Annotated in this window: 13 protein-coding genes; 7 read left to right on the top strand and 6 right to left on the bottom strand. The window is 61.8% G+C overall.

All coding sequences use genetic code 11. The features are described 5' to 3' along the window. Positions 1–368: 368 nt before the first annotated feature. Positions 369–1,271 (bottom strand): LysR family transcriptional regulator, encoded by a 903-nt coding sequence (locus AC1DKV_RS38430; protein WP_477139536.1) that lies wholly within the window; start codon positions 1,269–1,271, stop codon positions 369–371. A gap of 149 nt (positions 1,272–1,420) precedes the next feature. Between AC1DKV_RS38430 and AC1DKV_RS38435 the strand changes: the two genes are divergently transcribed. Genes AC1DKV_RS38435 through AC1DKV_RS38445 form a run of 3 tightly spaced genes read left to right on the top strand, consistent with a single transcriptional unit; the run spans position 1,421 to position 3,608 of the window. Next, the gene (locus tag AC1DKV_RS38435; RefSeq protein WP_441624188.1) at positions 1,421–2,167 is read left to right on the top strand and encodes an SDR family NAD(P)-dependent oxidoreductase; all 747 of its coding nucleotides are present in this window, start codon (positions 1,421–1,423) and stop codon (positions 2,165–2,167) included. A 49-nt stretch (positions 2,168–2,216) separates the two neighbouring features. Next, on the top strand, positions 2,217–2,963 hold the full coding sequence (locus AC1DKV_RS38440; RefSeq protein ID WP_477139528.1) for an SDR family NAD(P)-dependent oxidoreductase: 747 nt from the start codon (positions 2,217–2,219) through the stop codon (positions 2,961–2,963). A gap of 12 nt (positions 2,964–2,975) precedes the next feature. Further along, positions 2,976–3,608, top strand: coding sequence for a glutathione S-transferase family protein (locus AC1DKV_RS38445; protein ID WP_441624192.1), 633 nt, complete (start codon positions 2,976–2,978; stop codon positions 3,606–3,608). A gap of 288 nt (positions 3,609–3,896) precedes the next feature. On the opposite strand, the gene AC1DKV_RS38450 is transcribed toward AC1DKV_RS38445, so the two are convergent. After that, positions 3,897–4,820: a LysR family transcriptional regulator gene (locus AC1DKV_RS38450; protein WP_477139529.1), complete on the bottom strand. Its 924-nt coding sequence runs from the start codon at positions 4,818–4,820 to the stop codon at positions 3,897–3,899. Between the two features lie 233 nt (positions 4,821–5,053). Between AC1DKV_RS38450 and AC1DKV_RS38455 the strand changes: the two genes are divergently transcribed. Continuing rightward, on the top strand, positions 5,054–5,737 hold the full coding sequence (locus AC1DKV_RS38455; RefSeq protein ID WP_477139530.1) for a glutathione S-transferase family protein: 684 nt from the start codon (positions 5,054–5,056) through the stop codon (positions 5,735–5,737). A 303-nt stretch (positions 5,738–6,040) separates the two neighbouring features. Beyond that, positions 6,041–7,063, top strand: a complete 1,023-nt coding sequence (locus tag AC1DKV_RS38460; RefSeq protein ID WP_477139531.1) for an LLM class flavin-dependent oxidoreductase — start codon at positions 6,041–6,043, stop codon at positions 7,061–7,063. Between the two features lie 114 nt (positions 7,064–7,177). Here the strand turns inward: AC1DKV_RS38460 and AC1DKV_RS38465 are convergent, their stop codons facing one another. From AC1DKV_RS38465 to AC1DKV_RS38475, 3 genes are all read right to left on the bottom strand, one after another. Next, the gene (locus AC1DKV_RS38465; protein WP_477139532.1) at positions 7,178–7,885 is read right to left on the bottom strand and encodes a GntR family transcriptional regulator; all 708 of its coding nucleotides are present in this window, start codon (positions 7,883–7,885) and stop codon (positions 7,178–7,180) included. Between the two features lie 122 nt (positions 7,886–8,007). Next, positions 8,008–8,694: an SOS response-associated peptidase gene (locus tag AC1DKV_RS38470; RefSeq protein ID WP_477139533.1), complete on the bottom strand. Its 687-nt coding sequence runs from the start codon at positions 8,692–8,694 to the stop codon at positions 8,008–8,010. A gap of 176 nt (positions 8,695–8,870) precedes the next feature. Further along, a complete protein-coding gene (locus AC1DKV_RS38475; protein WP_441624206.1) occupies positions 8,871–9,743 on the bottom strand; it encodes a sulfite exporter TauE/SafE family protein in 873 nt (290 codons plus the stop codon). A 131-nt stretch (positions 9,744–9,874) separates the two neighbouring features. Between AC1DKV_RS38475 and mobB the strand changes: the two genes are divergently transcribed. Beyond that, positions 9,875–10,426: a molybdopterin-guanine dinucleotide biosynthesis protein B gene (gene mobB, locus AC1DKV_RS38480; RefSeq protein ID WP_477139534.1), complete on the top strand. Its 552-nt coding sequence runs from the start codon at positions 9,875–9,877 to the stop codon at positions 10,424–10,426. A 570-nt stretch (positions 10,427–10,996) separates the two neighbouring features. Further along, a complete protein-coding gene (gene dusA, locus AC1DKV_RS38485; protein WP_477139535.1) occupies positions 10,997–12,058 on the top strand; it encodes a tRNA dihydrouridine(20/20a) synthase DusA in 1,062 nt (353 codons plus the stop codon). A gap of 706 nt (positions 12,059–12,764) precedes the next feature. Here the strand turns inward: dusA and AC1DKV_RS38490 are convergent. Beyond that, positions 12,765–13,067 (bottom strand): hypothetical protein, encoded by a 303-nt coding sequence (locus AC1DKV_RS38490; RefSeq protein WP_441624212.1) that lies wholly within the window; start codon positions 13,065–13,067, stop codon positions 12,765–12,767. Positions 13,068–13,537: the final 470 nt, after the last annotated feature.

Here is a 13,537-nt window from a genome sequence, read left to right on the forward strand (position 1 = left end):
CCTGGATGCAGGGACTGGGCCCGGTGGCCAACGTCAATGTCAACGTCAACCAGAACATCGCCCAGCTGCAGAGCATCAACGTCAACACGCTCAACAACGTCGGCGTGATCGGCTCCGGCCTCGGACTGGCTATCGATGTCAATCCTTCGCAATGGGCTGCTACCCACGCCAAGGTCTGAGCGACACGCGTCGCGCCTCGTGGAAACCCTGCGGTTTCCACGGTCGTGACCTGTGGCTTTGACAGCCGGCACTGCGTCCAGACACGCAGTGCCGGATCTTCCCGCTTGGCAACTACCAGTGCCCCGGCCGAAGGATTGCACGGTATTGCGCGCCCTGGCATGCGCTTGCACCCCGGGAATCGGCGCCGTTCACTGTCCGGCGCGCCCGGCGATCCTMGATCTCAGTTCATCGAGCCGGGACAGGAACAGCGCAAGCGTTGGCGCGGCATTGCTCGGGCTATACCCGACGACGAGATCAATGGTCGGGATTTCGCCCGTCAGCGGCCGGCTGACCACCGACCACGGCATCAGGTTCTCCACATAAKCCGGGATTAGCGTCATGCCGCGGGTCGATGCGATCAGCGACATCACCATGGCCGGATTATCGACGCTTTGCGCGATCTCGACCTCGACGCCCGAACTGGCCAGATAAGCATCGACGACCCCCCGCAGCACCTTCGCCTTGTCTCCCATGGCGATGAACGGCTCGTTGCGGAGATCCTCCGCACGCAGCGCGTCGCGCGCGGTCAATGCATGGTCGCTCGGCATCAGCACGACCAGCGGCTCCTGGGCAATGACCTTGTATTCGAGGTCGTACCCGGGCTCGGCGCGCATGAAGGCGACGTCGAGCTTGCCATGGGCCACCGCGGCGGCCAGTTCCGTGGAGTAGTCGCTCGATACGCTMACCTCGATATTCGGCAGCTCTGCGCGCAGCAAGTGCATGGCGTCCGTCAGCCATGTCATCTCCTGGCCAGTCAGAAAGCCGAGTGCAAAGCGCGGCTTGGCAGGTCGTGCCGCGCGGCGGGCCGCTTCCACCGCGGCGTCGACCTGTGCCATGGCCAGCCGCGCATGGTCGATAAAGGCCTGGCCTGCATCCGTCAACGCCACGCCGTGCGCACTGCGGCGCAGCAATTCGACGCCGACCTGCTCCTCGAGATCGCGGATCTGCCGGCTTAGCGAGGGCTGCGAAGTATGCAGCCGATTGGCCGCGGCCTCGGTCAGGCTGCCGGCTTCCGCGACCGCGATGAAGTACCGAAGATGTCTCAATTCCATCAGCCCCATGCCTGGCAGGCATGCCCACAAGCTTACAAAGTMTTTTTCATGGGCGCCGGAAGACCCTAGATTGGTCCCTGCAGCAACCCCGTTCCACTGTCCACGCAACCTTATCCATGCTGGACAGCGATACCTTACAGGAGTTTCCCATGAGCAGTCCCGTCGTTCTCATCACTGGCGCACTGACCGGCATCGGTCGTGCCACCGCGCTTGCATTCGCTCGCACTGGCGTGAATCTCGTCGTCTCGGGCCGCCGGCCCGCCGAAGGTGCCGCACTCGAAGCCGAACTACGCGAGCTCGGCGCCGATGCGTTCTTCGTGCAGGCCGATGTGCGCCACGACCAGGAAGTGCGCCATCTGGTCGATCAGGCCGTGTCCCGCTTCGGCCGTCTGGATGTCGCCGTCAACAATGCCGGTACGGAAGGCCGGCCGGGCCCGCTGACCGAACAGACCGCGGAAAGCTATACGGCCACGTTCGACACGAATGTGCTGGGCACATTGCTGAGCCTCAAGCACGCGCTTCGCGTCATGACGGCGCAGCGTTCCGGGGTCGTGATCAACATCTCGTCGACCTATGGTCACGAAGGCGCGGCCTATGCCGCGGTCTATGCGGGTAGCAAGCATGCGGTGGAAGGCATCACCAAGTCGGCGGCACTCGAAGTCGCTGGCACCGGGGTGCGCGTCAATGCAGTGGCACCCGGACCCACCGAAACCGGCATGCTCGACCGCTTCACGGGGACGCCCGAGAACAAAGCGGCGCTGGCCAGTGGCGTACCGTTGGCTCGCCTCGGCAAGCCGGAAGACATCGCCGCGGCCGTGATCTATCTCGCGTCCGCAGGCGCGACGTTTGTCACCGGCCAGATTCTCACCATCGATGGCGGCAAGACCGCCGGCTGATACACGCGATGCGCATTCTCGGAACAACTGAACAAGGGAGTCACAGATCATGAACACGCTGACTGGTAAGACCGCGCTCGTGACGGGCGCATCGCGAGGCATCGGCCGCGCCAGCGCGCTTGCGCTGGCCAGGGCCGGCGCGCAGGTGCTGGTTCACTACGGAAAGGCGGCGCGCGACGCGGATGCGGTCGTCGCCGAAATCCACGCATTCGGCGGGAAGGCCGAGAAGATCGCCGCCGACCTGCGTGCTCACGATGGTCCCCATGCGCTTGCACAGCGAGCGCGCGCAGTTATCGGTGGCCGGCTGGACATCCTCGTGGCCAATGCCGGAATCTCGCGCGCGGCGACCATCGAGGAGACCACGGTGGAAGACTTCGACGACCTGTTCGCGGTGAACGTGCGGGCTCCGTTCTTCCTCGTCCAGCAGTTGCTGCCGGTCATGTGCAAAGGCAGCAGCGTGGTGCTGCTGTCGTCGCTCGCGGCGCATGCCGCCGTGGGCGCGCTGCCGGCGTATTCGGCAACCAAGGGCGCCATCGACACGCTCGTCAAGCACTTCGCCTCGGCCCTTGGCGAGCGCGGCATCCGCGTCAACGCGGTGGCACCTKGCGTGGTGCCGACCGAGATGTCCAGCTTCGCCAGGAGCGAGGAGGGCAGGGCCTTCACGCTCGGCATGCAGGCACTCAAACGCATGGCCGAACCCGACGACATCGGCGCGGCGATCGAGTTTCTCGCATCCGACCGGGCCCGATGGATTACCGGCGAGACGCTGCGCGTCGACGGCGGCTCGAAACTCTAATCGGAGATATCAATGAAGCTTTATCATGCCAACGGCTCGCCAAACTCGCGTCGCGTCAGGATGCTGATTGCGGAAAAGGGACTGGAAGTGGAACTCGTGCCGGTCGATCTCGGCACGCGGGAGCAACTCTCGGAAGCCTATCGCGCGATCAATCCGCGCGGCGTCGTCCCGGCCCTGGTGCTCGACGACGGTACGGTCATCGGCGAGGCGTCGACAATCATGCGCTATCTCGACGATGCCCATGCGCTGCCATCGCTGTATGGCACGACGGCGGTAGACAAGGCCGTCGTCGCGATGTGGGAACGGCGCATGGAGATCGAGGGGTTCGCCGCCGTGATGGAGGGCGTTCGCAATGCCGCCGCGGGACTCAAAGGGCGCGCAATTTCCGGCCCGCATGGGTACGACCAGATCCCGGCGCTGGTCGAGCGCAGCAAGCAACGGGTCGCGAATTTCTACGACGACATCGAGGCGCAACTGGATCGTGCCGCGTTCGTCGCGGGGGATCTMTTCTCCGCCGCCGACATCACCGCGCTCGCTGCCGTCGACTTCGCGACGAAGGCGCTGGCGATGCCGGTGCCCGAGACACATGTCGCGGTAAAGCGGTGGCATGAGATCGTCTCCGCCCGTCCCAGTGCCACGGCGTAAGGCTGGGTCCGCAGCGGCGCGTTGACCTGCGCTGCCGGGCACGATTCACCAAGCCATCTTCGGATGGCTTTCTTTTTAGGGAAACACTATGCCTTCCACAAKAGCCGCGCTGCTTGGCGGCAAGAACGTGGTGTTTCTTCGCGAGCACCTTAAGATCATGCCGCCAGGCCGGCCCGTTCCCCGCCGCTGTCAGCCGTACCGCGCACGAAACCCTATCGTCCAGTGCGGCACGTACGATCCCACGATACGCAGCGCAGTCCGTATAGAAGCATGCATTTCACGCGCGCCTCACGCGCCAATTGCCATATCCACACCGTGTACCAATCGACTGGCCAGGCGCGGGTGCCGCAACTGTTCCAGCCACCATTGCAACGCGCGCCCCTCGCGATCGCCGCGCCAAGCGACATACGACACAGTCGGCTCGCGCTGATCGGCTGTCGCCTTCTCCACCAGTTTGCCATCTTTCAGCAACGACGCGAYGCGATGACGCGGCAGCCAGCCGATGCCCAGGCCGTCGCGCTGCGCGAGTATCTTCGCTTGCATATTCGGCACGGCTAGCATGGCCTGGCCACCGATCACGCCATAAGCGCGTCCCGCTGTCGTGCGCGACGAATCGGCTACTACTACCGACCGATGCGCGCGCAGTTGCTCGCGCTCAAGCGGTGCTTCAGCGCGTGCCAAAGGATGACGAGCCGCCACTGCGAATACCCACTCAATCACGCCGAGCTCGAACCAGCGCAGTCCGGGAACCGCCGGGGGCTCATTGGTCGCGCCGACGATCAGGTCCGCGCGCCCGTCGCGCAATGCTTCCCACGTGCCGCCCAGGACCTCGTGCGTAAAGCGCAATTTGACGCCGGAATCTAGCGCGTCGAAGCTGCGCACCACCGGCATCAGCAATTCAAATTCGATAATCTCGTCGGTGACGATCCAGAGCCGATCTTCCCAGCCGCTCGCAATCTGCCGCACGCGTTGCGTCACGCGCGACATGTCGAGTGTCAGGCGCGCGGCTTCATCGGCGAGCACCTGGCCCGCGGGCGTCAACTGCACCCGGTAGTGGCGGCGATCGAACAATAGTGCGTCGAAGCGCGCCTCGAGTTGCCGCGCCGCATGCGAAATCGTCGACGGCGCCTTACCTAGCCGCGCCGCCGCACGCGACAGGCTGCCGGTTTCGCGAATGGCTTCCAGCAAGGCCAATTCGTCGTCAGACAACATGTGCGATCCMGTCGAACGTATCCATCGGGCAGATCGTACGGCAAATCAAGGCTTTCGGTTCACCATCTCTCTACGCGATCCGGGAGCCGCCTCAAAGGCAACTGGCTCGCGATTCACTTGCCCGCCCTGCCTGCGATACAAGGCGTAGTACCGAGGATCGCGTCGGTTGCCGAGTGGATTCGCAGAGCATTGCAGCGCTGCGCTTGATCTCATGTCCCTATCGAGGAAATATCATGCTTCAGTTTTACTTCCACCCGACGCCCAATCCCACCAAAGTCGCGCTCMTGTTGGAGGAGCTTGAAACTCCATTCGAATTGGTTGCTGTCGATACGTTCAAGGGAKAGCAGCACAAACCGGAATACCTGAAGATCAATCCGAATGGCAAAGTGCCCRCCATTGTCGACGATGGTGTCGCTGTATTCGATTCCCATGCCATTCTGCTGCACCTGGGTGCAAAGCACGGCAAGTTTATGCCGTCCGCGCCGGCGCAGCATGCAGCGATGCTCTCTTGGCTGCTGTTCGTCGCGACCGGCCTGTCGCCATTCTCCGGTCAGGCCGTGCACTTCCAGCACCATGCGCCGGAACCCCTGCCGTATGCGCGTCACCGCTATCTGAAGGAAGTCGAGCGCCAATACCGTGTTCTCGATGCGCGTCTCGCCGACTCAAAGTATCTCGCCGGCGACACTTATTCGATCGCCGACATGGCACTCTGGGGCTGGGCTAATTACGCCGGCTATATCTTCGGCGAGAAGGGTCTGACGGACTATCCGCACGTCAAGCGTCTGATCGATGAAATCTCGGCACGCCCAGCGGCCGTCCGTGCCCTGGCTCTGAAGGAAAAACTCCAGTTCAAATCCGAGTTTGACGAAGAAACCCGGCGCGCCMTGTTCCCTCAGAACGCTTCGTTCACAGTCTAGGCCGGCCGCGAGAACGMCCACGCTGTCCGCCCGCAAACGGCCGGGGCCGGCATGCCGCGGACCGATGAAGATAGTCGCGGCGGCGCTTAACCTTTCTCATCGTCTCTCGGCMGAGCGGGGAGGTGGCCCACAATTATTGGCCTTCTACGTGAACCGAGCAATGAACAACGGGCTKACCCGGGCGCAAGCATCGGAAGGCATGACCCAACTGGCGCTCTACACGGCTTGGTCCGGCGACTCTAGCGCGCTCCGTATCGTCAAGGATGTCTTTGAGAAGCGGCCCAAATAGCCGCGTCTATCACTATGAAAAAGATTGGCTTTCTCTCCTTTGGCCACTGGGCCGATTCCGTGAATTCGCGGGCACGGACGGCGGCGGATGTGCTTCTGCAATCCATCGACCTGGCGGTCGCCGCCGAGGAGCTGGGCGCGGATGGTGCCTTCTTCCGCGTCCATCATTTCGCGCAACAGCTTGCATCTCCATTTCCGCTTCTCGCAGCGATCGGAGCAAGAACCAGTCGGATTGAAATCGGAACGGGTGTCATCGACATGCGTTACGAGAATCCGCTCTATATGGCGGAAGATGCCGGGGCAGCCGATCTGATTGCCGGCGGACGTCTGCAGCTTGGTATCAGCCGAGGCTCAGGCKAACAGGTTATCGACGGTTGGCGCCACTTCGGGTACGCGCCTGGCGAGGGTGAGACTCATGCTGACCTGGCGCGCCGCCATACGGAAGTCTTCTATGAGGTGCTGCGGGGCAAGGGCTTTGCGCAGGCGAATCCGAGGCCCATGTTTCCCAACCCGTTGGGMCTTTTGCGAATCGAACCGCATTCCGATGGACTTCGCGACCGCATCTGGTGGGGTTCAGGCTCCGACGCAACGGCGGTGTGGGCCGCGAGGATGGGCATGAATCTTCAGACCTCAACGTTGAAGAATGACGAGACGGGCCGTCCGCTTCATATCCAGCAAGCAGAGCAGATTCKCGCTTACCGTGATGCATGGAAAGAGGCTGGGCATACACGAGAGCCGCGGGTGTCGGTCAGCCGGAGTATCTTCGCGCTCGTGAACGACCAGGACCGGATGTATTTTGGTCGCGGCACTCAGGGCAACGACACCGTCGGCTTTCTTGACGACGATGTTAGAAAGATCTTTGGCCGAAATTACGCCGCTGAACCTGATGTCCTTATCGCGGAACTGGCAAAGGACGAGGCAATTGCGGCGGCCGATACGTTGCTACTCACCGTGCCTAACCAATTGGGTGTGAAATATTGCGCGCACATGATCGAATCGATTCTCACGCACGTCGCGCCCGGCCTCGGCTGGCGCTAATGGCGTTCACCTATGGGAAGCAGGCATATGACCCGCAAAGCTGTGCTGTATGGACTACTACGGTCGTTCGGTTCTATGAACTATGAAGCCTCGCGAAGCAACGCCTGCTCGCTCCTAGTTGGAGGCAGATTTCGCGCTGCTTTCCCGTATGCGCTTGACCAATTCGCTCCCATGGCTGGAAATGTGGCGCTTGAGCACTGCGATCGCTGCCGGCGCGTCGTGACGCGCACAGGCCAGGACCATTTGCTCATGCTCATCCAGGACGGTTGCCCATTCCTGTAGGTTGGCTTCTGAGTTCTCGTGCAACGATCCCATAAGTTCCCTGTCGCCTGGAGCGTCCTTTCCGGCGGTGCGCATGCGCATTCGCAAATGGCGAATAAACAGATGCTGGAGGTTTTCGATGCTGGCGAGAAGGCGCGGCAAGCGCGCTGGCTCATAGAGTCGACGGTGGAAGGCGCTATTCAGATCGCCCCATCTCGAGTCAAATTCCTTGCCGGGATCCGCACTGGGTGAAGCGCGCATATCAACGCGCCCCTGCTCGACAATCGCAAGCGCGGCCTGGRCATCTTCCGGCGTGAAATGTTTTGCAGCGTGCTCTATGGCGAGGGATTCCAACGCCATGCGCATGGCCAGAATTTCCTCGAAGTCTTCGGTGGACAGGACCGTAACGACCACGCCACGGCGCGGTTGCGTTTCCACCAGTCCCTCCCCTTCAAGCTTGAGGAGCGCCTCCCGGATTGGCGCACGGCTGACCCCGAATACAACCTGCCAATTGGCAGGGGAGCGCTCTCGGAAGAAGAGCGCTTCAAGATCGAAGACCACATCGAGCAGACACAGATCATGCTCTCGCGCCTACTACTTTGCCTCGACCTGCGGTCACTCGAAGGAATTCGAGTCGATGGAGCACCGAACAACCCTCCGAAGGGGAAATAGCCTCTCCGGGGTCAGAACAGCTCCGCGCTCGCCCCGGGACGATCGTCTGTCTGTGCGGAGGGCGCGGCCTTATTTCGGGTGACGGGGGCCGGCTCGGCATCCATCAACTCTGCCGGGAGCAATCGCAGGAAGGTTCTGGCAATCTCGGGGTCTCGACATGACAGCCAGTCGGCCCAGGTGTCGCGCGGCAAGACCACAATCCCGCGCTTCTCGTCGCCTGGCTTGTGGAACCGGCGCATGAGAGGGTCGCTATCCGCGTTGAGCGTCGGCATCGTAAAGCTGATGKCGCCATCCGGCCAGGTGCGCCAGAGACCTGCGATAGCGAACGGCTCGCCGTCCGCCATGCTGATGCGCCAGCGCACCGCCTTGCCAGTTTCCCAGTTGGGCTCATAGAAGGATGTCGCCGGTATCAGGCAGAGCTGACCGGCCTTCCAGTGCTTGGCGAATGAACTCAGCTTGCCGATCGTCTCGAAGCGCGCGTTCGCAGTTGGATAGTAGCGGGCACCAGGTGGAATCTTTGCCTTGGGCACCATGCTGAACGATGCGACCGCGCATTCGCGACCACCGCCCTCGGTCGCGCGGATGATCGGCGCGGGGTAGTCTGGCCAGGTTTCKGCCTTCCACTCCGCGGGCGGCGGCTCGATGCCAAAGATGTCGCGTAGCACCTGGCGCTGGATCGGGGCGTAGTTGACGCACATGGTTAGTCCCTTCCGTTTCTCTTGCGAGTGTAAGCGCCTTGATTCGGTGGTCCAAAAAAGTCCCGCAGCCAGGCTTCGCGCTCCTCGATGCAAGGCTCGCCGCGGATTTCCTTGCGGAAGGTCTCGAGGATCCGGGCGATGCGATACAACGGCCTTCCGAGTACGATTTTGGCCGCTCAGGAGGCGTGGCGCCAGACCTTCACCGCGGAGACGACGAGGATCGCTGCGAGTAGGGGTAGCAGCACAGTCGTCGGCACGATGCCCAGCAATCTGCCACCAAGATACGCGCCAAGAATGGATCCCACTGCCATCATCGCCGCAAAGGCTCGATGGCGGATGAGAACGGTGAAGCTCCGATCCCGGCTGTACCGCGCAAATGCCGTGAGCATCGTCGGCAGGCTGATGGCGAGGCTAAGACTCCCGGCCAGCTTGAGATCCACGCCGAAGACAAGCGTAAGCGTCGGGATCAGGAGTTCGCCGCCAGCGACACCCATGACGGCGGCCACTACACCGATGAGAAAGCCCGCAATGACGCCGCCTGCGACCTGCAGCGCGCCGGGGGTAAGCATGGCGTGCTGGCTCTCGCTGTGGTTGCTCGTCAGAAGTACTAGGGCCATGCAGACCAACAGCACTGCAATTACTCGATACAGGGCTTCCGAGCGCATACGTGTAGCCCAGCTCGCGCCGCACCATGCGCCGAGAATGCTGCCAGCKAGCAAGTTCAGGATCACCGGCCAGTTCGCGAGCACATCGGCGATGGGCACTGCCTGCGTCCTAAACGGCAGGGCAAAAGCAACGACGACGAGGCTCATTGCCTTGTTGAGGATCACCGCCTCCAGCGCCGCAAAGCGATAGAAACCGATGAGAAGCGGCAGGCGAAATTCCGCGCCGCCGAGGCCGATTAGGCCACCCAGAGTACCCACAAGTCCGCCACCGACTACTGCGGAAGCCTGCTTATAAGGACGTTCGGGCGCTGTTTCGGCCATGGCAGCCCAATTTTTTAGAAAAGTTATGCCTCTCACAGCATAACTTGCGCGAGTGTCACTCACCAGGCGCTCCGCCCGAATTCATGCTTGCAGGCGGCCAATTCGGCACTCCGGATTCATATTTACGGCTTTGCCACATACCGTTATAGTCGCCAGTACATAACGTTTTCTGCGTTGTCACTGCGAGTGCGAATATGCGAGTTATTGGACTGTCTGGAGCGAGCGGCGCCGGCAAAACCACCMTGATMTCAAAGGTCATCCCGGCATTGAAGGCTCGCGGCCTGACAGTGTCGACGCTGAAGCATGCCCATGATGCGTTTGACGTTGATCGACCTGGCAAGGATTCATACGTACACCGCCAGGCGGGCGCAAGCGAGGTGCTCGTAGCGTCCTCAGTCCGCTGGGCACTTATGCACGAGTTTACGGAGCAGGCTACGCCGACGCTGAGCAGCTTGCTGCAGCACCTCCGCAATGTTGACCTCGTAATCGTCGAAGGCTTCAGGGCAGAGAGTTATGCCAAAGTTGAGATCTTCCGGGATGCCAACGACAAGCCCTGGATGTATCCGCACGATCCGGACATTGTGGCGGTGATCAGCGACACCCTTAGTGATATCTCGCTGCCGCATGCTCATCTGGATAATGCAGGCGAAGCTGCGGACCTGGTCTTCGAGTACGCGCTTCCGATCGAGGAAACCTTACGACGCCTGGCTACGGCTGTTGTGCCGGACGAGGCTCACGCAAGGTAGGTGATGTCCTTGTTATGGAGGATGGGCTTCGCAAAATTTGTCTGCCGTAGGTGCCACAGGTTGGGCACATGTACTTGAACCCCCGGCCAACGCGCTGGCGACCTACCGTCTGCGGGAGGACGCCGAGGCTCTGCGCGAACTGCATGATCTCCCGGCTGCCGATCTTCGAGCAATGCATCGACCGCGATCCGGGCGGCCTTGATGGCGCCGGGCACCTGGGTCTTCGTCCGGCCGATGTTTTGCGAGACTCTCTTATATAGCGGTCAATCTCGGCGCTGAGCAGCGGGTCATCCAGTTGTGCCGCTTCCAGCCCACCGGGCTGCGCCAGTTCCCGCTCGCGCTTTTCCATCCAGTTCGCGGCGGCCGGGCGGCGGTCAAACGTCTTCGTTTCGGTGAGCACCGCCTTGCCGCCTCGCTTCAGGCGGATCACTGCTGTCTAACCTATACTCTCGTCCTTGCGTTCGCGCTGAAGAATGGTGCCCACAATCCTCGGTGCAGCATGGTTTTTTCGGCGCAACATTGAAACACCCAAGCTCAAAAATGAGCCTAAACAGGCAGTAACGGCAGGTCATGGCATACGTTCAGAATTCCCCGCAAATCGAAGCTGGAGTCGGAATCGCAGAAAAATCAACGGGCCGGAGAATATCGGTCGCGCCGATGATGGATTGGACCGATCGTCACTGCCGCATGTTTCACCGGCAGTTGAGCCGCCATACCTGGCTTTACACGGAGATGGTGACCACCGGTGCGCTCCTGCACGGCGACGTGGCGCGGCACCTGGACTTCGACGCGGCGGAGCAGCCGGTGGCGCTGCAGCTCGGCGGCAGCGAGCCGGCCGACCTGGCGGCGGCCGCGAGACTTGGTGAGCAGTGGGGCTACGTCGAGATCAACCTCAATTGTGGCTGCCCCTCCGAACGCGTGCAGCGCGGCGCATTCGGGGCTTGCCTGATGGCGGAACCGGAGCTGGTCGCGGATTGTGTGAGGGCGATGCGGGATGCGGTGTCGATCCCGGTAACGGTCAAGCATCGGATCGGCATTGATACGATCGAGCACTATGACTTCGTGCGTGACTTTGTCGGCAAGGTCGCCGAGGCCGGCTGCGAGACTTTCATCGTGCATGCGCGCAACGCGATCCTGAAGGGGTTGAGCCMGAAGGAAAATCGGGAGATCCCGCCGCTGCGCTATGAGGTGGCCTACCAACTCAAGCGCGAGTTCCCGCGGCTGGAAATCCTGATCAATGGCGGCATCGTGGCGCACGACGAGATGGATGAGCACCTGGCTCACGTCGATGGCGTGATGATCGGGCGGGAAGCCTATCACCAGCCGTACGTGCTGGCGGATATGGATACGCGCTTCTATGGTGCGCAGACACCGGTGGTTTCTCGGCTGGAGGTGGAGTTGGCGATGCAGCGCTATATCGGAGACCTGGTGGAGCAGGGGGGATATATGGGTGCTGTCACACGCCATATGCTTGGCCTGCACCGGGGCATCCACGGCGGGCGCGGGTGGCGGCGGGTGCTCTCGGACGCGCGGCGCATGCACGCGGTGCGGACCCGCGCGGGGGTCGACGCCATGTTCGAAGAGGCGCGCGCGCACCTTCGGCCGGGCGCCGCGTCGCTCGAAGCAGCCTGAACGGGCGGCCCGCGGCTGAAGACGAGCCTGCCCTGCCTGGAGCCTTTCCTCTAACTTCGAACTGGCTTTTTATGCAGTCAGAGCGGAAGGGGCAGCGACGACCACTTGGCCTCGCTTGCAGGTCGATTTGCCCTCATGGCAAAGGGATTCCCCTAATTCGTGAGGGGGCTGCAAATTCATACACTGTGCTTGCCCTCGAATACAGGGCTTTCTTCAACTGATTATTAAGCCCGCCTTGTGCGGGCTTTTTTTTGGGGTGAGGCAAGCCAGCTTACTGCGGGCGATATTTACCGGGCGATATTGCGCTCGGATTTATCCGGCTTCCTTCCGTTTACCCGGATAGTACAAATCCCAGATGACGGTTAGATTACGGGGGCCTTCAGGGCAATTGAGATCGCTAAATTGAAGAGCCCGCACTGCGGGCTCTTTTTTTATGCGGGCTGATTTGATAGCAGCATCCTGTATGCACTACGCACTATCTCTCGCTATTGCGAGTAATGCCAACGTCGAGTGTGCCGTAGGTGGTGATGCTCGATTCCCTGCCGTCGCTGCCCTGGCTGGCACAACCGCTGATCAGGGCGAGCAACGCGCAAGCAGCTACCAGTCCCCGCACGGAGTGCTTCATGATGACTTCCCAACATGGCGGCGAAAGCCGCGATCATGGTTGGGTGCTCGCAGGCGCCATTGGTTCCTGCTCGGCGGCGGTTCAGCCGATCACGAACCTGTGCAGCAACAATATCGCAATCGCGGGGCAGGACAGCACCAGGCCACCAACGAGGGGGAATCGCTGCGACCACATGCCAATCAGGGCGGGGATCGCTGCGATCGGGCCGAGGACTTGCATCAGTAAGGAAAGCGGGGTGCTGGTGTGGGTGGCGTTTGCGGCACTAGTGGCGTGGGCTGCGCCAGAGGGGCCGAAAAGGCCATAGGCGCTTCCAAGGACCAGAATCACGAGGCAGAGCGAAGCCGCAAGCTTGAAAGTCTGTTTGGTGTTTGTCGTGGGCCGCATCGCTGTTCTTTCCATTTGGATTGAGGCGCCGGCAGGTCAGGCTGGGCAACCGGCGCGTGTCGAGGATGCTTGCAAAAATAGCGCAATCTGCACCCAATCMAACTGAGACTTTTCTAAGTCAGAGTTAAGCCTGCTCCTGCCGGGYGGGTTCGGCCTGGCTTCGTTCGAGGGGGCGGACCCGCACGTCGATATCCTTCCCGCCCGATCGCCGTGGTCATGGGCCTGCCGCGGCTGGCGCGTGCGCTGGCCGACGGAKTGGCTCTGATATCTGTCGAGCCCGGGTTTGCCGGTTGGTCTTGATGCCCTTCGTGAAGTGCCTTTTGCGCCATAAAAAAATGATTTAAGAAAAGGCTTGCCAGGACCGTGGGCGGGCCTTAATATTCGCTCCCTCGCAACACKAAGCGCGGCTGCAAAGCAGACGGGACAAGGGTTGCGGGGTGAACGGGTGAGGTTGGCGGTGCGGATAGCGC

Source organism: Cupriavidus sp. 05T41 (assembly GCF_056396525.1).

Excerpts from the sequence above, each read along its gene's own strand:
- AC1DKV_RS38435 (WP_441624188.1), top strand. The coding sequence starts at position 1,421 with ATGAGCAGTCCCGTCGTTCTCATCACTGGCGCACTGACCGGCATCGGT.
- AC1DKV_RS38490 (WP_441624212.1), bottom strand. The coding sequence starts at position 13,067 with ATGCGGCCCACGACAAACACCAAACAGACTTTCAAGCTTGCGGCTTCG.